This window comes from Bacillus sp. FSL K6-1006 (assembly GCF_038593175.1).
Taxonomy (GTDB): domain Bacteria; phylum Bacillota; class Bacilli; order Bacillales; family Bacillaceae; genus Bacillus; species Bacillus safensis.
This window is the reverse complement of record NZ_CP151970.1, coordinates 2,128,476-2,149,969: the sequence shown is the minus strand read 5'-3', so window position 1 is coordinate 2,149,969 and position 21,494 is coordinate 2,128,476. Positions and strand designations below refer to the sequence as shown.

Annotated in this window: 26 protein-coding genes; 24 read left to right on the top strand and 2 right to left on the bottom strand. The window is 42.0% G+C overall.

What is annotated here, in order from left to right; all coding sequences use genetic code 11:
* Positions 1 to 119: 119 nt before the first annotated feature.
* The 23 genes from NSS65_RS11040 to lysA all read left to right on the top strand — a co-directional run bounded on the left by NSS65_RS11040 (position 120) and on the right by lysA (position 18,072).
* A complete protein-coding gene (locus tag NSS65_RS11040) occupies positions 120 to 677 on the top strand; it encodes an NUDIX hydrolase (RefSeq protein WP_024422878.1) in 558 nt (185 codons plus the stop codon).
* A complete protein-coding gene (locus NSS65_RS11035) occupies positions 674 to 1,855 on the top strand; it encodes a TIGR00375 family protein (protein WP_024428054.1) in 1,182 nt (393 codons plus the stop codon). Before NSS65_RS11040 ends, NSS65_RS11035 begins: the two co-directional genes overlap by 4 nt.
* On the top strand, positions 1,842 to 2,294 hold the full coding sequence (locus NSS65_RS11030; protein ID WP_268423908.1) for a GNAT family N-acetyltransferase: 453 nt from the start codon (positions 1,842 to 1,844) through the stop codon (positions 2,292 to 2,294). The genes NSS65_RS11035 and NSS65_RS11030 overlap by 14 nt, the downstream gene beginning before the upstream one ends.
* Positions 2,295 to 2,362: 68 nt before the next feature.
* Positions 2,363 to 2,584 (top strand): hypothetical protein, encoded by a 222-nt coding sequence (locus NSS65_RS11025; RefSeq protein ID WP_034280349.1) that lies wholly within the window; start codon positions 2,363 to 2,365, stop codon positions 2,582 to 2,584.
* A gap of 110 nt (positions 2,585 to 2,694) precedes the next feature.
* A complete protein-coding gene (locus NSS65_RS11020; protein ID WP_081124553.1) occupies positions 2,695 to 3,825 on the top strand; it encodes a S8 family peptidase in 1,131 nt (376 codons plus the stop codon).
* Positions 3,826 to 3,941: 116 nt separating this feature from the next.
* Entirely contained in the window at positions 3,942 to 4,586 is a 645-nt protein-coding gene (spoIIM, locus tag NSS65_RS11015; RefSeq protein ID WP_024422873.1) for a stage II sporulation protein M, read from the top strand.
* A 110-nt stretch (positions 4,587 to 4,696) separates the two neighbouring features.
* The gene (gene fur, locus NSS65_RS11010; protein WP_003215577.1) at positions 4,697 to 5,149 is read left to right on the top strand and encodes a ferric iron uptake transcriptional regulator; all 453 of its coding nucleotides are present in this window, start codon (positions 4,697 to 4,699) and stop codon (positions 5,147 to 5,149) included.
* A 117-nt stretch (positions 5,150 to 5,266) separates the two neighbouring features.
* The gene (locus NSS65_RS11005; protein WP_034280782.1) at positions 5,267 to 5,494 is read left to right on the top strand and encodes a YqzK family protein; all 228 of its coding nucleotides are present in this window, start codon (positions 5,267 to 5,269) and stop codon (positions 5,492 to 5,494) included.
* 6 nt (positions 5,495 to 5,500) lie between these two features.
* Positions 5,501 to 6,391, top strand: a complete 891-nt coding sequence (gene xerD / locus NSS65_RS11000) for a site-specific tyrosine recombinase XerD (RefSeq protein ID WP_041117871.1) — start codon at positions 5,501 to 5,503, stop codon at positions 6,389 to 6,391.
* 153 nt (positions 6,392 to 6,544) lie between these two features.
* A complete protein-coding gene (deoB, locus tag NSS65_RS10995; RefSeq protein WP_041117869.1) occupies positions 6,545 to 7,729 on the top strand; it encodes a phosphopentomutase in 1,185 nt (394 codons plus the stop codon).
* A gap of 11 nt (positions 7,730 to 7,740) precedes the next feature.
* Complete coding sequence (locus NSS65_RS10990) at positions 7,741 to 8,553, top strand: purine-nucleoside phosphorylase (RefSeq protein WP_326134804.1); 813 nt, start codon at positions 7,741 to 7,743, stop codon at positions 8,551 to 8,553.
* Positions 8,554 to 8,679: 126 nt separating this feature from the next.
* Positions 8,680 to 9,867, top strand: a complete 1,188-nt coding sequence (locus NSS65_RS10985) for a D-alanyl-D-alanine carboxypeptidase family protein (RefSeq protein WP_034280356.1) — start codon at positions 8,680 to 8,682, stop codon at positions 9,865 to 9,867.
* A gap of 158 nt (positions 9,868 to 10,025) precedes the next feature.
* Entirely contained in the window at positions 10,026 to 10,379 is a 354-nt protein-coding gene (spoIIAA, locus tag NSS65_RS10980; protein WP_024422866.1) for an anti-sigma F factor antagonist, read from the top strand.
* Entirely contained in the window at positions 10,376 to 10,816 is a 441-nt protein-coding gene (gene spoIIAB / locus NSS65_RS10975; RefSeq protein WP_024422865.1) for an anti-sigma F factor, read from the top strand. The genes spoIIAA and spoIIAB overlap by 4 nt, the downstream gene beginning before the upstream one ends.
* Positions 10,817 to 10,829: 13 nt before the next feature.
* Positions 10,830 to 11,597, top strand: coding sequence for an RNA polymerase sporulation sigma factor SigF (gene sigF, locus NSS65_RS10970; RefSeq protein WP_024422864.1), 768 nt, complete (start codon positions 10,830 to 10,832; stop codon positions 11,595 to 11,597).
* A 114-nt stretch (positions 11,598 to 11,711) separates the two neighbouring features.
* Complete coding sequence (locus tag NSS65_RS10965) at positions 11,712 to 12,332, top strand: stage V sporulation protein AA (protein WP_034280357.1); 621 nt, start codon at positions 11,712 to 11,714, stop codon at positions 12,330 to 12,332.
* Positions 12,322 to 12,738, top strand: a complete 417-nt coding sequence (locus NSS65_RS10960; RefSeq protein ID WP_024422862.1) for a stage V sporulation protein AB — start codon at positions 12,322 to 12,324, stop codon at positions 12,736 to 12,738. Before NSS65_RS10965 ends, NSS65_RS10960 begins: the two co-directional genes overlap by 11 nt.
* A 20-nt stretch (positions 12,739 to 12,758) precedes the next feature.
* Complete coding sequence (gene spoVAC / locus NSS65_RS10955) at positions 12,759 to 13,211, top strand: stage V sporulation protein AC (RefSeq protein WP_024422861.1); 453 nt, start codon at positions 12,759 to 12,761, stop codon at positions 13,209 to 13,211.
* Between the two features lie 12 nt (positions 13,212 to 13,223).
* Complete coding sequence (gene spoVAD / locus NSS65_RS10950; protein ID WP_268437380.1) at positions 13,224 to 14,240, top strand: stage V sporulation protein AD; 1,017 nt, start codon at positions 13,224 to 13,226, stop codon at positions 14,238 to 14,240.
* On the top strand, positions 14,240 to 14,590 hold the full coding sequence (gene spoVAE, locus NSS65_RS10945; RefSeq protein ID WP_007501045.1) for a stage V sporulation protein AE: 351 nt from the start codon (positions 14,240 to 14,242) through the stop codon (positions 14,588 to 14,590). Before spoVAD ends, spoVAE begins: the two co-directional genes overlap by 1 nt.
* A gap of 6 nt (positions 14,591 to 14,596) precedes the next feature.
* Entirely contained in the window at positions 14,597 to 15,205 is a 609-nt protein-coding gene (locus NSS65_RS10940; RefSeq protein WP_024422859.1) for a stage V sporulation protein AE, read from the top strand.
* Complete coding sequence (locus NSS65_RS10935; protein WP_024428063.1) at positions 15,150 to 16,631, top strand: spore germination protein; 1,482 nt, start codon at positions 15,150 to 15,152, stop codon at positions 16,629 to 16,631. The genes NSS65_RS10940 and NSS65_RS10935 overlap by 56 nt, the downstream gene beginning before the upstream one ends.
* A gap of 115 nt (positions 16,632 to 16,746) precedes the next feature.
* The gene (lysA, locus tag NSS65_RS10930) at positions 16,747 to 18,072 is read left to right on the top strand and encodes a diaminopimelate decarboxylase (RefSeq protein ID WP_034280367.1); all 1,326 of its coding nucleotides are present in this window, start codon (positions 16,747 to 16,749) and stop codon (positions 18,070 to 18,072) included.
* A gap of 39 nt (positions 18,073 to 18,111) precedes the next feature.
* Here the strand turns inward: lysA and NSS65_RS10925 are convergent, their stop codons facing one another.
* Positions 18,112 to 18,996 (bottom strand): DUF1002 domain-containing protein, encoded by an 885-nt coding sequence (locus tag NSS65_RS10925; protein WP_024422856.1) that lies wholly within the window; start codon positions 18,994 to 18,996, stop codon positions 18,112 to 18,114.
* Between the two features lie 322 nt (positions 18,997 to 19,318).
* Between NSS65_RS10925 and NSS65_RS10920 the strand changes: the two genes are divergently transcribed.
* Entirely contained in the window at positions 19,319 to 19,756 is a 438-nt protein-coding gene (locus tag NSS65_RS10920) for a peptidylprolyl isomerase (RefSeq protein WP_008359679.1), read from the top strand.
* 229 nt (positions 19,757 to 19,985) lie between these two features.
* Here the strand turns inward: NSS65_RS10920 and NSS65_RS10915 are convergent, their stop codons facing one another.
* On the bottom strand, positions 19,986 to 21,239 hold the full coding sequence (locus tag NSS65_RS10915; protein ID WP_034623429.1) for an MFS transporter: 1,254 nt from the start codon (positions 21,237 to 21,239) through the stop codon (positions 19,986 to 19,988).
* Positions 21,240 to 21,494: the final 255 nt, after the last annotated feature.

The window sequence follows — 21,494 nt, the reverse complement described above, 5'->3', positions numbered from 1 at the left end:
CAAGCTAGGTGATTTCAAATGGCGCATTGAAGCAAGCGTTTCGCTTTTCGCTTCTCTTAAATCATCTATGTTAAAATAAATGAAGTAAAAAGTGAAAGTAGAACGAGGAGCTGACAAAATTGAAGGACTTTGAAGAAAAAACATTATCGTCTAAAGAATTATACAACGGAAAAATCATTGATTTGGTTCTTGAAGATGTAGAATTGCCTAATGGAAAACAAGGCAAACGCGAAATCATTAAACATCCTGGTGCAGTAGCCGTCATTGCACGTACAGACGAAAATAAAATCATCTTGGTCAAACAATACCGTAAAGCACTAGAGAGAGCCATCGTTGAAATTCCGGCCGGAAAACTAGAAAAAGGGGAAGAGCCGGCACATACAGCATTAAGAGAATTAGAAGAAGAAACAGGATATACAACTCAGCAGCTTCAAAAGCTGACGGCCTTTTATACATCACCTGGTTTTGCAGATGAAATTGTTCACATCTATCTAGCAGATCAGCTAGTTCCGCTTGAAGAAAAAAGAGAGCTGGATGAAGATGAATTTGTCGAAGTAATGGAAGTTTCATTAGAAGAAGCCTTGCACCTCATTGAAGAGCAGCATATTTATGATGCAAAAACAGCCTATGCCATTCAGTACTTACAACTGCAAGAGGTACTTGAGTCAACAAAATGAAGGAATTTTTTGCAGACATCCATATCCATATTGGCAGAACAAGAACAGGCAGAGCTGTCAAAATTACAGGTGCAAGGTCACTGACAATTGATCAAATTCTTATTGAAGCAGCAGAAAGTAAAGGGATGGGGATGATTGGTGTGATTGATGCACAATCTCCAGAAGTCCTAGAAGAATTAATAGAAGGTGTAGAGGAAGGCAGGTACACTGAACTAAATGACGGCGGTCTATCATTTGGAGAGACAGTGCTGCTTTTAGGCAGTGAATTAGAAATCAATGATGACCATTCAAAGGGACCGATTCATGTGCTGGCATTTATGCCCACACTACACAAAATGTCTGAGTTTTCCGCCTGGCTTTCGCTTCATATGAAAAATGTGCATTTGAGTTCACAGCGCCTCTATGTTGATGGGAAAACACTTCAGCGCAAGGTTAAGGAGCTGGGAGGTTTGTTTATTCCTGCTCATATTTTTACGCCGCATAAAAGTCTATACGGCAAAGGGGTCAACACTTCTTTAACGGAAGTATTTGATCCTGACCTTATTGATGCTGTTGAGCTTGGTCTTAGCTGTGATACGTCAATGGCGTCCCAGTTGAGTGAGCTGAACCGGTATCCCTTTTTAACGAATTCAGATGCTCATTCTTTAGGGAAAATCGCGCGGGAATATACAAAAATCAAAATGGATCATGCCTCTTTTGCCGAATTCAAGCTAGCCCTTGAAGAAAAAGATGGCAGAGCTGTCACAGGAAATTATGGACTTGCTCCGCGGCTTGGGAAGTATTATCATACGACCTGCGAGAAATGCGGGGTTAGACCTCACGCACCAGATCAAAAAGAGTGCCATGTATGCGGACATACACGGATGACAAAAGGAGTAAGTGAACGTTTAGAAGAGCTTGCTGACCAAGAAAGTGAAAAAAGAACGAGACCTCCTTATGTTCACCAGCTTCCGCTTCAGTTTATTCCAGGTGTTGGACCTAAAACACTGGAGAAGCTAAAAGCCGTGTTTCACACAGAGATGAATATTTTACATCAAGCAACAGAACAAGAACTAAAAGCCGTTCTGCCAGAAAAGACAGCGGGCTACATCATCAAAGCAAGGAAGGGCGAAGTCGGACTCATCGCTGGTGGAGGCGGAGTGTACGGTAAGGTGGATATCAATCATGAGTCACATTAAATGGACATGTCACACATTTGAACAATTGTCAAAAGAGGATCTTTACTTAATTCTCATGGAAAGAGTCAACGTGTTTGTTGTAGAACAAACATGCCCTTACCCTGAAATTGATCACAGGGACCAAGAAGCGCTTCATCTCATCGCAAAAGAGAACAGCGTCATTGTGGCGTATTGCCGAATTTTCCAAAACGGGATCATGTACAAAGAGGCGTCCATCGGCCGCGTTCTTGTGACGCAGGCCGGCCGGAAAAAAGGCTATGGAAAGCTGCTGCTCATCAAGGCTTTAGAAAAGCTTAGTGAATTAGGTGAAACAAGTGTCAAAATACAGGCGCAAGCCTACCTGAAGTCATTTTACGAATCATTTGGTTTCAAGGCCGTCTCAGATGTTTATGATGAAGATGGGATTCCGCATCTTGATATGGTGAAAACAGAAAGATAGACGTTTTTACGTCTATCTTTTTTATGTAACATCGTGTATCATAACGTCAACGAAAGGGGTTTTGCCAAATGGGAAAAAGCAAAGCAAAGAAAAAACGAGAGCATATCCAAAGGCAGCAGAGCCGTAATCCAGAACTGTCGAGAGGAAACATGCCGCATTTTAGCACACACGAAAGGAAGACAAAAACAAAACAGGAAGCCTTGCAGCATATGATGAAGAAACATAAAGGACGAAATGCTTATGATCACTATCAAGAGGATCATAAGCATTTTTATTTTGCTTTTTTGTGACAACTAGATCAAATAAATGGAAAAATTTAAAAAATAGGACAAACGGTCGTTTCTTTTTGTCTAAATATGTAGTTAAATGACAAAAAGAAACGAAAGGGAGAGTGAGTATCGTGAACGTCAAGTCATTTGGAGCAGGGCTTTGTATGGCAAGTGTGCTTGTGACATCCGTCATGTTTGGCGCGTCAGATATTTCTGCAAAGGAGCAAACAAAAAAAGAGTACATGATCGGCTTTTCTTCTTCCGTTCAAGACAAAACACAAAAACAGCTTGTAGAAGAAGCTGGCGGGCATGTGAAAGAATCAATAGAGCAAATAGATATGATGAAAGTGTCGCTGAATGAGACTTCGAAAAAGAAACTGAATGAAGCAAAAGAAGTGACCTTTATCGAGGAAGACCAAAAAGCAAAAACAAGCGCTCAAACGATTCCATACGGCATCAAAAGCATCAAAGCACAAAAGGTACATAAACATGGATACGCTGGACAGAATGTCAAAGTAGCCGTTCTTGACAGCGGCATCGACGGCAAACATGAGGATTTACATGTCACCGGCGGCGTGAGCTTTGTACCGGCAGAGTCTGATCCGTTTGTTGATCCGCATAAACATGGAACGCATGTGGCAGGCACAATTGCAGCATTAGATAATAAGGTAGGTGTCGTGGGTGTTGCACCAAAAGCTTCTATCTATGCTGTCAAGGTGGCAGATGAAAATGGTGACGGCTACTATAGCTGGATCATAAAAGGGATTGAATGGGCCATTGAGAATGACATGGATGTCATCAATATTAGTATGGGGGGAGCAAGTGAATCTGAGGCGCTGAAAGAAGCGGTAGATCGAGCGTATGATAAAGGGATTCTCATTGTGGCTTCTGCAGGGAATGAAGGAAGCTATGGCTCTCTCAATACGATTGACTATCCGGCTAAATACAGTTCCGTGATGGCGGTTGCCTCTGTAGACCAAAAAAAGCAAAGAGCTTTTGATTCATCTGTTGGCGAAGAACTGGAAGTCTCAGCACCAGGCGTTTCAACGCTGAGCACCATTCCTCATAACGAATATGGCTACATGAGCGGAACGTCAATGGCATCACCGCATGTAGCGGGCGCTGCGGCTGTCATTCTATCAAAACATCCGAATCTGACAAACGATGAAGTACGCGAGAGACTGTCAAAAACGGCGACAAAGCTTGGAGAACCTTTTTATTACGGTGCCGGGCTTGTGAACGTACAAAAAGCCGCACGATAAATGAAAAAGAGAAAGCAGTGAGCAGGCTGCTTTCTCTTTTTTCTTTCAATAAAACTGTCATGTTTCGTAATCTCTCTCATAGAATCTAGTAACCTTACTATTTGGGAGGAAGACACATGCGGAAAAAGTCTTGGAAGGAGCATCTTCTTCAGCACGTAAAAGATCATCTCTCGATTTATTTATTTGTCTCTGTACTCTTTTTAATGGGTGTGATCTTCGGGGCGATTATTGTCAATAGCATGACATTCAGCCAGAAAGAGGATTTATTCTATTATTTAAATCAATTTTTTGGTCAACTGACGAATGAGAAAGCAGCTGAATCAAAAGAAATGTTTCTACAAAGCTTCCTGCATCATATGAAATATTTAGGCCTTATGTGGATTCTGGGAATCTCCATCGTTGGTCTGCCGCTTATCTTTCTCATGATCTTTTTAAAAGGAATTGTTGTTGGGTTTACTGTTGGTTTTCTCGTGAATCAAATGGGGCTGAGTGGATTTTTTCTCTCGTTTGTATCGGTGCTTCCGCAAAACATTTTGCTCATTCCAGCCTATTTAGTGATTGGCACTTGTGCGATTGCGTTTTCTATCCGTCTCATTGGACAGCTCTTCATGAAAAAAACCATCAGTCAAGCACCCGTCCAGTGGTTTGGCCGGTATGCATCTGTTCTGCTGATGATTTTAGCGCTTGCTGCACTGTCGTCTTTTTTTGAATCGTACATATCATTCATGCTGATGAAAAAGCTGGCAGGTGTTCTTTTATAATTGTTATTAATTAATAATCAATTTATTTATCAATTTAAAATGATTATAGTTGGCTCTCAGCACATCATTTGATATAATGATCAAGTAATGTGGCGTAGGAGGGAAAGTCAATGGAAAATAGGATTGATCGAATTAAGAAGCAGCTTCATTCTTCCAGCTACAAGCTCACGCCACAGCGTGAAGCCACAGTAAGAGTACTGCTTGAGAATGAAGAAGACCATTTAAGTGCAGAAGATGTATACCTCCTCGTAAAAGAGAAGTCTCCTGAAATTGGTCTTGCTACTGTTTATCGGACGTTAGAATTGCTCACTGAACTGAAAGTTGTTGATAAAATTAACTTTGGAGACGGCGTTTCGCGATATGATCTTCGCAAAGAAGGAGCCGCTCACTTCCATCATCATCTTGTCTGCATGGAATGCGGAACAGTCGATGAGATAGAAGATGATTTATTAGAAGATGTCGAAGAGATTATTGAACGTGACTGGAAATTTAAAATTAAGGATCATAGATTGACATTCCATGGTATTTGCCACCGGTGTCATGATGATGAATCCGGCAAATAATCCGAATTGGAACCTTTTCATTTAAGATGAAGAGGTTTTTTGCATTTTCGCTGTATATTCCTTGTCCCACCTGGCATATGCTGAAGTAATGAGAAGGTGAGAAAGGACTTGAAGTTTATGCGAAAATGGCTCAAAACAACAGGTGAAGTGATCAAAGTATTTATCTTGTTCACTGGTTTTACCGTCCTGTTCTATTATGCTATGATATGGATAAATTCAGAATATGAAAGCTACCATCGTTATGATAAACCAGAGGGTGCAGCAATTAAAGTGATGGAAATGGATCAGCCGAACCAAGAAAATTGGCAAGACCGATTGATTTATTTTTATCAAAACGGGGAGTAGAAATCATTGAACGATCAATTATCCGACTTTATTCATTTTATGACCGTAGAGAGAGGACTCTCTGAAAATACCATTGTTTCTTATAAAAGAGATTTACAGAACTACTTGTCTTTTTTAATGACACATGAACAGCTGACGGATATTAGCGATGTCACGCGTCTGCATATCATTCATTATTTAAAGCAGCTAAAAGAGGAAGGGAAATCGAGTAAAACGTCTGTACGGCATCTATCATCGATCCGTTCCTTTCATCAATTTCTGCTTCGGGAAAAAGTGACAACGAATGACCCGTCATGGAACATTGAAACGCAAAAAACAGAGCGGACTTTACCGAAAGTTTTATCATTAGGGGAGGTCGAAAAGCTGCTTGATACACCAAATCAGCACACTCCCTTTGACTACCGAGACAAAGCAATGCTTGAGCTCTTATATGCAACGGGGATTCGCGTCAGTGAAATGCTGGATCTGACCCTTGCCGATGTTCACCTCACAATGGGCTTTGTCCGCTGTTTTGGAAAAGGAAGAAAAGAGCGTATTGTGCCAATCGGTGAAGCTGCTGCAAGCGCAATTGAAGAATATATCGAAAAGGGAAGAAGCAAGCTGTTAAAAAAACAGCCGTCCGATGCCCTATTTCTCAATCATCATGGAAAAAAAATGTCGCGTCAAGGCTTCTGGAAGAACTTGAAAAAACGAGCCATCGAAGCAGGGATTCAAAAGGAACTGACGCCTCATACGCTCAGACATTCATTTGCTACACACCTGCTTGAAAACGGTGCGGACTTAAGAGCTGTACAGGAAATGCTCGGACATGCCGATATCTCGACAACACAAATTTATACACATGTGACGAAAACAAGACTGAAAGATGTGTATCACAAATTCCATCCAAGGGCATAAGTAAAGCATGACACAGTGAACGGGTGTCATGCTTTTTCATGTTTACACCGTTTATGGTTGTCAACTGGCTTGTAAACGGTTTATACTTGAGATGTCTGACCTCTCACTGTTTGTAAGGTCAAAAGACAAGAATATTGAAGGAGGCGCTTTTTAATGCCTGATTATCAGTATAAACGTATTTTCCTCGTCGTCATGGATTCAGTAGGAATTGGGGAAGCACCAGATGCTGCTGATTTTAATGATGTAGGTGCAGATACACTTGGACATATTGCTGAAAAAATGAACGGGCTTCATATGCCGAATATGGCGAAGCTTGGGCTGAGTCATATTAAAGAAATCAAAGGAATTCCAGCGGATGAAAAACCGCTTGCGTATTATGGAAAAATGCAAGAAGCATCAAACGGTAAAGACACAATGACAGGACACTGGGAAATCATGGGTCTTTACATAGACACACCGTTCAAAGTCTTTCCAGAAGGATTCCCAGATGAACTATTAAATGAACTAAAAGAAAAAACAGGCCGAGGTATTATTGGAAATAAACCTGCGTCTGGTACGGAAATTTTAGATGAGCTTGGCGAAGAGCACATGAAAACAGGCGATTTAATTGTTTATACATCTGCGGATTCTGTGCTGCAAATTGCTGCGCACGAAGAAGTTGTGCCATTAGATGAACTTTATCGTATTTGTGAAATTGCCCGTGAACTCACATTAGATGAAAAATATATGGTTGGTCGGATTATCGCTCGTCCGTTTGTCGGAGAGCCTGGCGCATTTGTTAGAACGCCAAACCGTCATGACTATGCGTTAAAACCATTTGACCGTACAGTCATGAATGAACTGAAAGATGATGGACTCGATGTCATTGCGATCGGAAAAATTTCTGATATTTATGACGGCGAGGGTATCACATCATCTCTTAGAACAAAATCAAACATGGATGGAATGGACAAGCTGGTCGATACACTTAAAACAGACTTTACAGGACTCAGCTTTTTAAACCTTGTTGATTTTGACGCTCTTTACGGACATAGAAGAGATCCAGAGGGTTATGGAAAAGCACTAGAGGAATTTGATGCACGTCTTCCTGAAGTGTTTGACCTGTTGAAAGAGGATGACCTTCTTGTGATCACAGCAGATCATGGTAATGACCCAGTTCATCACGGAACAGATCATACAAGAGAATATGTTCCGCTCATTGCTTACAGCAAAAAGCATCAGGAAGCAAATGAACTGCCAACAGCAAAAACGTTTGCTGATCTTGGGGCAACCGTTGCAGATAATTTCAAGACAACGATGCCAAAATACGGAACAAGCTTTTTATCTAAACTCAAATAGGGGGAAATTTCGTGGGAGCACAGTTTTCAGAAGCGGCGGCATACATTAAACAAGCATCGACATATGTACCAACAGTTGGGCTCATTTTAGGATCAGGACTTGGCATTTTAGCAGATGAGATTGAAAATCCAATCAAAATAAAATATGAAGATATTCCTGGATTCCCTGTTTCAACAGTAGAGGGACATGCAGGGCAGCTCGTGATCGGAACGCTGAAAGGCACTGTCGTTTGCGCTATGCAAGGACGTTTTCATTTCTATGAAGGATATGATATGAAGCAAGTGACGTTTCCTGTCCGTGTGATGAAAGAAATTGGCATTGACACATGCATTGTCACAAATGCAGCCGGCGGTGTGAATACGTTATTCCGCCCAGGAGATCTCATGCTGATCACAGATCATATCAATATGATGGGAACCAATCCATTAATTGGCCCAAATGACAGTCAAGGCGTTCGCTTCCCTGATATGTCTGCACCGTACGATAAAGAATTGCTGGCACTTGCAGAAGAAACAGCCCAGCGTTTAGGTATATCTGTACAGCAAGGGGTTTATGCAGGGATGACAGGGCCTTCATATGAAACACCTGCTGAAGTTCGTTTCTTAAGAACACTTGGAGCAGATGCGGTCGGAATGTCGACTGTTCCAGAAGTCATTGTTGCGCGTCATGCGGGAATCAAAGTACTTGGCATTTCATGCATTTCCAATGCGGCATCTGGTATTTTGGATCAGCCGCTGTCTCATGATGAAGTGATCGAAGTAACGGAAAAAGTGAAAGCAAGTTTTCTTGATTTAGTAAAAGACATTGTCAAACAACTTTCATAGCATGTGTCCAGAAGCCTTCTGCTACCCAAGCAGAAGGTTTTTTTTATTTGCAATCATACGATCTCTGAATAAAACAGCCTATATGAGGAAAAAATAGAAAGGATTACGATAATGGAGGTCTGCCACTTGAAACGTCATATATGTGCATTGTTTATTTTAATGATCCTTATCTCAATGGTTTCACCATCAGCGATAGCAAAAGAAAAGATTGAAAAACCAGGAGAAAAACAAACATCAGAATTGGCACACGAAGCCAAATCAGCGATCTTAATAGAACGAGACACGGGAAAGGTGCTTTACAATAAAAACAGCGATGAAAAGCTTGCACCCGCAAGTATGACCAAAATCATGACGATGCTTCTCATCATGGAAGCCATTGATCAGGGTAAACTAAAAATGACAGACAAGGTCAGAACGAGCGACTATGCAGCGTCCATGGGAGGCTCACAAATCTTCCTTGAACCAGGAGAAGAAATGACCGTGAAAGAAATGCTGAAAGGCATTGCGATTGCGTCAGGAAATGATGCTTCAGTTGCCATGGCAGAGCATATTGCAGGATCTGAAGAACAGTTCGTTGAGCAGATGAACAAAAGGGCGAAAGAGCTTGGCCTCACCTCAACGGTCTTTCAAAACCCAACAGGACTTCCTGAAAAAGACCATTACAGCACAGCTCACGATATGGCAAAAATGGCAAAAGAGCTGTTGAAATATGAACAAATCACCAAATTCACAGGTGTCTACGAAGACTATTTACGGCAAAACACAGATAAAAAATTCTGGCTTGTCAACACAAACCGTCTGATTAAATTTTATCCAGGGGTCGATGGGGTAAAAACCGGTTTTACAGGTGAAGCGAAATACTGTTTAACTGCATCTGCTAAAAAAGGCAACATGCGCGTCATTGCGGTTGTCTTTGGCGCAAGCACTCCGAAAGACAGAAATGCTCAGGTAGTCAAAATGTTAGATTACGCATTTAGTCAATATACGACTCATCCGCTTTACAAAAGAGGGCAAGATGTGGCGGAGGTCAAAGTGAGCAAAGGGAAAAAGAAAAACATTCAGCTCGTTACTTCTGAACCGATATCCCTTTTAACGAAAAAAGGCGAAAATGTGGATCAGATCAAAAAAGAAATCAAATTGTCTCATGATGTCAAAGCTCCATTTTCAAAAGGAACGGAACTTGGTACGATCGTCTTGAAAAAAGACGGAAAAGTGCTGCATGAAAGCCCTGTAGAAGCAAAAGAAGGAATGGAAAAGGCAGGCGTTTGGACTTTCTTCAAACGAGCAATGGCTGATTTTGTGAAATGGAAATAAAAGGCGAAAGGCTGCTGTAATTGGCAGTCTTTTTGCTATGAGAAAAGAAAAGAACATCTAAATGTGACGAATGGTCACTAGTTTTGTCATGGTGAAGGATTTATTTCATATAAAAGAGAAACACTCTTTATCCGAAATTAGAGCAAGGAGGAATAAAAATGAGCCTTGGTATTGATTTTCAAGTAAAAGAGAGCGTACTTTGCATTCGGTTAACAGGAGAGCTCGATCATCACTCCGCAGAAACATTGAGACAAAAGGTGACGAATTATTTGGAAACAGAGGACATTCGCCACATTGTGCTGAATCTGGCTGATTTATCGTTTATGGACAGCTCTGGACTCGGAGTGATTTTAGGAAGATATAAAGAAATTAAGCAGCTTGGCGGGGAAATGGTCGTCTGTGCCATCTCGCCAGCAGTGAACCGGTTATTTGATATGTCTGGCTTGTTTAAAATCATTCGGATGGAGCCTTCTGAGCAAACGGCTTTGCAAACATTGGGGGTGGCATCATGAGAAATGAAATGAACCTGACGTTTTCGGCATTAAGCCAAAATGAATCGTTTGCGAGGGTGACAGTCGCGGCATTTATCGCTCAGCTTGATCCGACTTTAGATGAATTAACAGAAATCAAGACCGTTGTATCTGAGGCAGTGACAAACTCCATCATCCATGGCTATGATGGGAATCCAGATGGCAAGGTGCACATCCATGTCACATTAGATGATCATGTCGTTTACCTCACCATCCGTGACGAAGGTATGGGTATTACAGATCTTGAGGAAGCAAGACAGCCGCTTTTCACCACAAAACCAGACTTAGAGCGCTCTGGAATGGGCTTTACCATCATGGAGAATTTTATGGATGATGTCATGGTGGACTCATCTCCAGAAATGGGCACGACCATCCGTTTAACAAAGCATCTATCAAAAAGCAAAGCGCTTTGTAATTAAAGGAGCTGCTCATATGGATGTGGAGGTAAAAAAGCAAGCTAAAAAAGCCCAGCTGTCAAATGATGAAGTCAAAGAGCTCATCAAAAAAAGCCAAGACGGTGATCAGCAAGCAAGAGACCTCCTCGTAGAAAAAAACATGCGTCTTGTTTGGTCCGTTGTTCAGCGCTTTTTAAATAGGGGATATGAACCAGATGATCTGTTTCAGATTGGCTGTATTGGACTGCTGAAATCTGTTGATAAATTTGATTTGTCATATGATGTAAAGTTTTCAACGTACGCCGTTCCCATGATCATTGGTGAGATTCAACGATTCATTCGGGATGATGGAACGGTCAAAGTCAGCCGGTCACTAAAGGAACTCGGAAATAAAATTCGGCGGGCAAGGGATGAATTGTCTAAGTCTCATGGAAGAATGCCGACCGTTCAGGAAATTGCTGAATATCTTGATATCACACCAGAGGATGTCGTCCTCGCCCAAGAAGCGGTGCGCTCCCCATCATCCATTCATGAAACGGTGTATGAAAATGATGGGGATCCGATTACATTGCTTGATCAAATTGCTGATCATTCTGAGGAAAGATGGTTTGACAAAATCGCACTGAAAGAAGCGATCAAGGAATTAGAAGAACGGGAAAAACTCATTGTGTATTTAAGGTATTATAAAGATCAGACACAATCTGAGGTTGCAGAAAGACTTGGCATTTCACAAGTACAAGTCTCACGGCTTGAAAAGAAAATTTTAAAACAAATCCAAATGCAAATGGATCAAAAAGACAGCTAGCCAATTCGGCTGGCTTTTTTTGTGTGGTAATTACCGGTAAATCAAGTTCTATCAGTATGAGAACCATTTTTCACCACATACTATTTTTAACCCATCGTATAGGAAGTGACTTGGATGGACGGACAAATCTTTATTCGGCTGCGCCATCGAATCAAAACTGGTATTGATCAGCTCATTTATTTAGAGGATATCGCCCAAATCACTGGTGATGAGTTTGCTGTGCAAAAGCTTAGCAAAATGCCGGTGTATCATGTCAGCAAAAAGGATCGTCACATCGTCGTACTTGATATCATGCATGTCGTCAAAACGATCAAAAAAACGTGGCCGGATATCGACATTCAAACCGTCGGCGGCTCTGAAGCTATTGTTGAAATTGATACAGGCAAACGCCAGCTTTCTCCTGTTTTATTTGTGTTTGTATGGCTCCTATTATTTGTTGGAGCGGCGCTTGCTATTATGAATTTCCACGAGGATGTCAGTATGCGGCTCGTTCATATCCGCCTATATGAAATGATCACAGGAAAAACGGTTGAGCATCCGTATTTATTACAAATTCCATATAGCTTTGGACTCGGTTTTGGCATGATTTTGTTTTTCAATCATGTATTTAAAAAGCGTTTAAATGAAGAACCAAGTCCGCTCGAAGTGGAAATGTTTAAATATCAGCTCGATCTCGATCATTATGTCGCACTCAATGAAAATAAAGAAACATTGAAGGATATCCATGATCGGTAAGTGGCTTTTTGTCGTACTCGTTGGACTTGGCGGCGGTTTAACGGTCGGAGCAGGATTTGTGGCTTTTCTTACAGTGCTTGGCATCATTCCCCGCTTAATGCAATTAACCAAAACGCAGCGGTTCATACAAGGGTACGAGGCGGCTGTTATTAGCGGGGCGGTTGTTGGGGGCTGGGCCACCTTAAGTCAAATACATCTGCATTTAACCAAATGGCTGGCAATGCCGGTCGGTCTTTTATCAGGCATCTTCGTCGGCATGCTTGCAGCTGCACTCACTGAAGTATTAAATGTACTTCCTATATTAACGAAAAGAATTGGAATGGACGGGAAAATTGTTTTGCTGCTCATGGCCATCGTCTTAGGAAAGGTATTTGGTTCACTATTTCATTGGCTTATTTATATTTAATCAATTGGAGGGAACAACACGTGTCGAGTTTAAAAGAGAACTATCCATCTAAGGTGAAAACATATCAGCCCAAACCTCCTTATGTCCTCAACTGCATTAAGGCGTTTTTAGTTGGCGGTTTAATCTGTCTGATAGGGGAGGGGCTGCAACATTTCTATATCCACTTTTTTGATTTTAACGAAAAGACAGCAGGGAACCCGACAGTGGCGACCCTCATTTTAATTTCTTCTCTATTAACGGGTATCGGTATTTACGATAGAATCGGCCAGTTTGCTGGAGCCGGATCAGCTGTCCCGGTGACAGGCTTTGCTAACAGTATGACAAGTGCTGCCCTTGAGCATAAAAGTGAAGGGCTTGTTTTAGGTGTTGCCACAAATATGTTTAAACTCGCTGGGAACGTCATTGTATTTGGTGTCGTTTCGGCATATGTCGTAGGGATCATTCGATACGTCTTGGAAAAGATGTTTTCGTAGGAGGAATGAAAGGTGAAACTAACAGGTAAACAATCTTGGGTATTTGAGCACAAGCTTTATGTCAATGCAGAAGGAACTGCTGCAGGACCAAAAGAAAAAGAAGGCCCGATTGGTCATTTAATTGATAAAACGTACGATGAAATGCACTGTGATCAAAAGAACTGGGAAATGGCTGAAAGGAAGCTTATGGATGATGCGATATCAACCGCATTATCAAAAGCAAATTTGCAAAAAAACGATATTGATCTTTTGCTGGCTGGAGATTTACTCAACCAGAACGTCACAGCAAACTATGTGGCAAGAGAGCTGAAGATCCCGTTTCTCTGCTTGTTTGGGGCATGCTCGACTTCAATGGAATCGGTCGCCATTGCGTCAGCACTCATTGATGGCGGCTTTGCAAATAGAGCCATCGCAGCAACAAGCAGTCACAATGCGACTGCAGAACGCCAATTTCGTAATCCGACAGAATACGGGGGACAAAAGCCAGATACAGCAACAAGTACAGTAACTGGTGGCGGAGCCGTTATTATCAGCCAAGAACCCTCTCAAATTCAAATTACGAGCGCAACGGTAGGCAGGGTCATGGATCTTGGCATTACAGATCCATTTGATATGGGATCGGCCATGGCACCAGCAGCGGCAGACACCATCAAGCAGCATTTAGAAGACTTAGGCAGAACAGTAGATGATTACGATTTGATTTTAACTGGAGATTTATCAGGCATTGGTTCACCGATCTTAAAGGATCTCTTGAAAGAAGAAGGCATTCAGCTTGGGCGAAAGCACGATGATTGCGGTTTAATCATCTATACACCCGACCAAAACGTATTCGCTGGAGGCAGCGGCTGTGCTTGTTCAGCTGTTGTGACATTTAGTCATATTTTTCAAGAAATGAAAGCAGGGAATCTGCAAAGAGTACTCGTTGTGGCAACCGGGGCGTTACTCAGCCCAATGATGGTTCAGCAAAAAGAGACCATTCCAACCATTGCGCACGGTGTCGTATTTGAGCGTGCAGGAGGAGAGAGCTAATGGATTATCTTATCGCTTTTGTGGCAGGCGGACTTATTTGCGTCATTGGCCAGCTTTTGCTAGATGTACTCAAACTCACGCCTGCACATGTCATGACTACTTTTGTTGTGGCAGGTACCATTTTAGACGGATTCGGTATTTATGATAAATTTATTGAATTTGCAGGCGCGGGCGCAACTGTACCAATTGTCAGCTTTGGTCATAGCTTGCTTCATGGGGCCATGCATCAGGCAGATGTGCACGGATTCATCGGCATCGGTATCGGTATCTTTGAATTAACCTCTGCTGGAATATCAGCTGCGATTTTATTTTCATTTATTATCGCACTTATCTTTAAACCGAAAGGATAACCGAATATGGGGCAAAGACGGAAAGTCATTTTAGTGACAGACGGAGATATATATGCTGCCAAAACCATTGAGCTTGCCGCTAAAAACGTTGGCGGACGATGTATTTCCAGCTCAAAAGGAAATCCAAGCAAACGGACAGGACCTGAACTTGTTCAGATGATTTTAAAAACGCCGTATGATCCAGTCTTTGTGATGTTCGATGATTCTGGACTGACAGGTGAAGGAACAGGCGAGACAGCGATGAAACATGTGGCGCGCCACCCTGAAATCGAAGTCATTGGAGCGATTGCAGTGGCATCCAAAACGCACCAAGCCGAATGGACAAAGGTCCATGTCTCCATTGACAGGGAAGGTGAACTGACAGAATACGGTGTCGACAAACACGGTCTTCCCGAAATGGAGCCCCATAAAATGAGCGGTGATACAGTGTATTGTCTTGACTCCCTCAATCTTCCGTTAGTTGTCGGTATTGGAGATATTGGCAAGATGGGACGGAAAGATGATCTGAGCAAGGGATCTCCAATCACGATGAAAGCAGTGGAATTAATATTAGAAAGGAGTGGTTTCCATGAAGAAAGACAAGGTAAACGTGTACCGAGACCCGAAGAAAAATGAAGATTACTTCAAGGAAAATGTCGGAATGGGTCTCAGCTTTGACCTTGGTGTTCGGAAAATTTATATACACGATCAGGAAATCCAGCTTTACTATGTAAACGGATTGTGTGATACACAGTATATTATCTACTTATTAAAAGAGCTAATCGAAATCAATGACAACGAACCTGAATCCGATGATCTTGCACATGTAGTCGAGAACCGCCTCGTCAATCAGCAGGTCTCCAAGGTAGAAACGCTGGATGAAGCAGTGGATCAAGTACTGTCTGGGCTTGTAGCAGTCGTTGTAGAAGGTGAAAACTACGCCTTTATCATTGATGTTAGAAGCTATCCTGGCAGAATGCCTGAGGAGCCGGATACAGAAAAGGTGGTCAGGGGAGCAAGGGACGGCTTTGTTGAGAACATTATTGTGAATACAGCACTTATTCGAAGAAGAGTGCGGGATGAAAAGCTGAGATACAAAATGCTCAAAGTAGGCGAACGTTCAAAAGCGGATGTTTGTGTTTGCTATATTGAAGATATTGCAGACCCTGACTTAGTAGATATTATAGAAAAAGAAGTATCAGGAATCAAAGTCGATGGGCTGACGATGTCTGATAAAACGATTGAAGAATTTATAATTAAGCAAGGATATAATCCCTTTCCGCTAGTGCGTTACACCGAGCGTCCGGATGTCGCCGCTAACCACATATTAGAAGGGCATGTCATCATCATTACGGATACATCCCCTAGTGTCATCATTACACCAACCACTATTTTTCACCACGTTCAGCATGCAGAAGAATACCGCCAGGCGCCTGCCGTTGGTACGTTCCTAAGATGGGTACGCTTTTTAGGCATTTTATGTTCTACCTTTCTTTTGCCGATTTGGTTTCTTTTTATTCTCGAACCAAATCTCCTGCCTGACAATTTAAGCTATATTGGGTTTAACAAACCTTCTCATATCCCTGTCATTCTCCAAGTATTTCTTGCTGATTTCGGGGTGGAGTTTTTAAGGATGGCAGCCATTCATACGCCAACCGCATTGTCGACCGCCATGGGGTTGATAGCAGCTGTTTTAATTGGACAAATCGCTATTGATGTCGGTTTATTTACACCAGAGGTCATCTTATACGTCTCGCTGGCAGCGATCGGTACCTTTACAACGCCAAGCTATGAGCTGAGTGTCGCCAATAAAATTGTAAGACTCATCATCCTAGCACTAGTGGCGATCTTTAAGCTGAATGGACTCATCATTGGTTTTACGTTGTTAATCATTTATTTAACATCCATTCGTTCATTACAGACGCCTTATATGTGGCCGTTCATTCCTTTCAATGGAAAGGCTTTGTGGCAAGTGCTGATTCGGACGTCTGTTCCTGGCTCAAAAGTAAGGCCGAGCATCGTTCACCCTCAAAACAGATCAAAAATTCCGCCAAATTCTTAACGCTCATTGAAAGTGGCTGAAGATTGTGATATTGTATTTTTAACTTTGAGACACGGCAAAAGGCAGCTCACGCAGCTGCCTTTTTTCAGCCGAAGTGGAGAAAGAGGGAATGACATTGTATTTACACGGCACTTGCAGACAAAATGAACTCGGTCATTTAGAAATTGGTGGTGTTGATGCTGTTTCTTTAGCTGAAACGTATGGGACACCACTTTATGTATATGATGTGGCTTTAATACGGGAGCGCGCAAAAAGCTTTCAAAAAGCGTTTATAGAAGAAGAATTAACGGCACAGGTAGCATATGCGAGTAAAGCATTTTCCTCCATCGCCATGTTTCAGCTTGCCAAAGAAGAAGGATTATCTCTTGATGTCGTATCAGGCGGTGAGCTTCACACAGCCATTTGCGCTGGATTCCCAGTAGAAAAAATTCATTTCCATGGCAATAATAAAAGCAGAGAAGAATTAAAAATGGCTTTAGAGCATGGGATCGGCTGTATTGTTGTGGATAATTTCTATGAAATGAAGCTCATTGAACAGCTTGGTCAAGAGCTGTCAAAAAAAGTGAAAGTATTGCTCCGCATCACGCCTGGTGTCGAAGCGCATACGCATGATTACATTACGACAGGTCAAGAGGATTCAAAATTTGGCTTTGATCTTCACAATGGACAAGCAGATGAAGCGGTGAAACAAGTGCTTGGTTCAGAAGTGATCGAGCTTTTAGGTGTTCATTGTCATATCGGTTCACAAATTTTTGATACGGCTGGTTTTGTCCTTGCAGCAGATAAAATCTTTTTGAAGCTGGATGAATGGAGAGAATCATTTGGTTTTATTTCTACAGTATTAAACTTAGGCGGCGGCTTTGGGATTCGTTATACAGAAGAGGATGAACCACTTCCTGCGACAGAATATGTCGAAAAAATTATCCAAGCTGTGAAAGAGAACGTGGCCCGCTATGAGTTCGATATGCCAGAGATTTGGATAGAACCAGGCCGTTCTCTTGTTGGAGATGCAGGGACGACTCTTTATACGATCGGATCATCAAAACATGTACCTGGCATCCGTGATTATGTAGCGATAGATGGCGGAATGAGTGATAACATTCGTCCAGCTTTATATCAAGCGAAATATGAAGCCGCAAGTGCCAACAAAATGAGCCAAACGCATGATCAAACGGTTTCAATTGCCGGGAAATGCTGTGAAAGCGGAGATATGCTCATTTGGGATATCGATCTGCCAGAATTATCACAAGGGGATTTATTAGCTGTCTTTTGTACCGGAGCTTACGGCTATAGTATGTCAAACAACTATAACCGTATCCCGCGCCCAGCTGTTGTGTTTGTAGAAGACGGGGAAGCGCAGCTTGTGGTTGAGCGTGAAACATATGAGGACATTGTGAAACTTGATTTACCGTATCAATCAAAAGTGAAATCATCTACTTAAAAAAAGCCGCCTGGAGTTCAGGCAGCTTTTTTTCATGAATTATTTTCCTCCAGTGAATACAGAAACGATCGCATTCCAAATGGAGACAAAGAAATCCCAAATCTTTTGAAGAAGGTTTTTCCCTTCATCCGATTCTATGAATTTAGTAATCTTGTCTTTTGCTTTATCAATTTGAGATCCTACTTGATTCCAATCGATATTGATGTTTTTCATTTTATCAAATAGCGAGACAAGCTGATCTTTTTGATCCTGCGTCAGATTTAAGTTCAAATCAGAAGCAGCCTGATCCACTTTTTCTTCTACTTCTTTTGTGGTTTTAGGGACACCGTTTTTTGCAATGTCATCTTTGATTTTTGCAATAAGGGCAGAAGCGTTATCTTTCCCGATAGAGTCACCCAATTTAGAAGTTGTCACAAGCTCTTCGTTTGCCACCTGCTTCACATCTTCGGGAATGGCTTTGTCGCTTGACACCTCATACGCTTTTAGTAAGCCCGTCAGTGCGGCTGTACCAGATACTTCAAATGGAGCAGTCACGACAACCTTGGCATCTTTGACACCTGCTGTCATTAAAGCATTTAAATACATCTCATCTGTAATGGTCTTGATGTTGTGTGTATCCACAGTGAGACCTGTACCTGATTTTTCAATGGTGATCGATGAAGATGATAATGCTCTCGTCCCGATAGAAGAACGAGGGATGTATTTTCCTAAATATTCGTGCTCTTCTTTATTGGTTACTTCAATTTTTGTCGCATTTTCAGGTGGATTCAACTCGTCAAGCACCTTCTGGCGATCAGCCGGTGTTAAGTCTTGCCCGAGTGTGACGATGACATCGCCGACAGCTGCATCCGCTAAGCTGACTTTTGGCGCACCAATTAGGAAAAGGAGCGCTGCCATCATACCAAGCATCATTTTTTTAAACATGTTGACCTCCTTCAAGTCGAAAGCGTTCCCCTTTCAAGAGAAACTTTAGCTTTTGAGTACACGTAAAGTAGTGCACTCCATCATATAGACGTAACAAATTGGCTTGACGTTTCAATTTTCTTTTTAAGGTGTGTTCCTGTTCCGATAAATGAAGACATGTCATTTAGTCAAATATCATTTTATTAAGAAAAAAGAATCAAGCAACCCTATTTTATCAATCATCAGCTAAGAGGTAAATGACAATCGAAGAGCAGGGGATGTTTAACATCACCGAAAATGTGCTATAATGAGCGTTGTTTAACCTGAAAGGAGAATGTGAAAAATGGCGAAAAAAGGATACATACAATTAACGAATGGAAAGAAAATTGAGTTTGAACTTTACCCAGAGGCTGCTCCAGGTACAGTAGCAAACTTTGAAAAATTAGCGAATGAAGGCTTCTACGATGGATTAAAATTCCACCGCGTGATCCCAGGCTTCGTCAGCCAAGGCGGCGACCCAAACGGTAATGGAACGGGTGGTCCTGGTTACACAATTAAATGTGAAACAGAAGGAAATCCTCATCAGCACGAAAGAGGTTCATTATCAATGGCACATGCTGGTAAAGACACAGGCGGCAGCCAATTCTTTATCGTACATGACCCGCAGCCGCACTTAAACGGTGTTCACACTGTTTTTGGCAAGGTAACATCTGGTATCGAGGCTGTACTTGATATGGAGCAAGGGCAAGGCATGGAAAAAGTTGAAGTTGTAGATGCTTAATCTAAAACACCGCTTAATCGCGGTGTTTCAGCGTATAGACAAACCCTTGCATTCGGTGTCAGGTCTGCGCTCCGGTACTCACGAATGTTAAATTCGCTCCGTTCCAGTGCTCGCCCTTCCTAGACTTCAAAGGTTTTCAAACACGCTGAAAAAAAGACAAAGGGCTAAAATCAAGTTCATTTTAGCCCTTTGTCAACAATAAAAGACACCGCTTAATCGCGGTGTTTTTTTATTTTGTTTGTGAGACGACTGTGATTTGTTTCGTTAGGCGGTAGGTGATGAACCAATACAAAATGGCTAAAGCGCTGATAGAGGCACCAAAGAGACATACTCCGCTCCAGCCATAGGTCGCGTATATACTGGTTGAAACAATTGAACCGGTCGCACTGCCGATGGAGTAAAAAATCATGTAAGCCGCAGTAAGCCGGCTTCTTGCCTCAGCCCGTACTGTAAAAATCATACTCTGATTGGTCACATGAACTGCCTGCACAGATAGGTCAAGAATGATAATGCCAATGACTAATGCAATAAGTGAATGTTCAGTCAAACTGATGAAAAACCATGAAATGAATAATAGGACAAGGGCTATACCAGTTGTGATCTGTCCAAAACCTCGATCAGCAAGGCCGCCAGCCCGAGCAGCCCCTAACGCTCCGGCTGCTCCAGCAAGACCAAATGCGCCAATTGCAGTATGTGAAAGAGAGTATGGCGCAGTACTGAGAGGCAGTACGAGTGAAGTCCATAACGTACCAAAGACGATAAAAATCAGAAGAGCCAAAATCCCACGGATGCGCAGGATTCGTTCTTGTATGAACAATATAAACATTGAACGAAGCAGATGAACATAGGATAATGACTCTCTTTTGCTGTCATCACGCGGGAGCACTCGGAACAATACGCCAGTTAGGATAAGCATGATGACGGCAGAAACAAGATAAACAGACCTCCAGCCAGCAAAATCGGTTAATACACCAGCAAAGGTTCGAGCGAGAAGAATGCCGGTTACGATTCCACTTTGCACCAAGCCGACTATACGGCCGCGTTCTTCTGGAGCAGCCCAACTTGCTGCGAACGCAACGAGTACCTGAGTGACTACAGCGAGCAGTCCGACCACTGCTAATCCTAGAAATAGGACGGTGACGATAGGAGCGATGCCGACTAGAATGAGGGCAAGCACAGATAAAAGCATCTGACTGATAATGAGCCGTCGTCGATTCAACAGATCACCAAGCGGTACTATCAGTAGCAGCCCCGCCGCATAACAAAGCTGAGTAATCGTAATGACAATACCAATGGATGAATACGTGATACCGAACTCGTCTGCCAGTGAATCTAGTAACGGTTGTGCGAAGTATATGTTTGCAACAGCCATCCCGCACGCTGCTGCAAAAAGTAGTGCCATATAGTGACTCATCTTTGATTCAGGTTTTAGCCGAAAATTCATATCAGGATGATCTCTTGGAGTCATTTCATCTTTAACCATTCATTGCATCCTCTCCTTTTTATACTAAAGAGTATAATATATCGATCGGTATAAAATGATTCCTGTTAATGATAACCAATAAAATATTTTAAAGTCAAGAGTTTCATCCAGTTATTCTAAGTTGATCTTGATTAAAGAAAGACAGTTTGACAATTTTACATGAATAAAATAAAATTATAATGTACTGATTAGTAATAAAAAATGATATCCTTACAAATAAATGAATAATTGTTTTGGTGAAATGATTTTATTGTT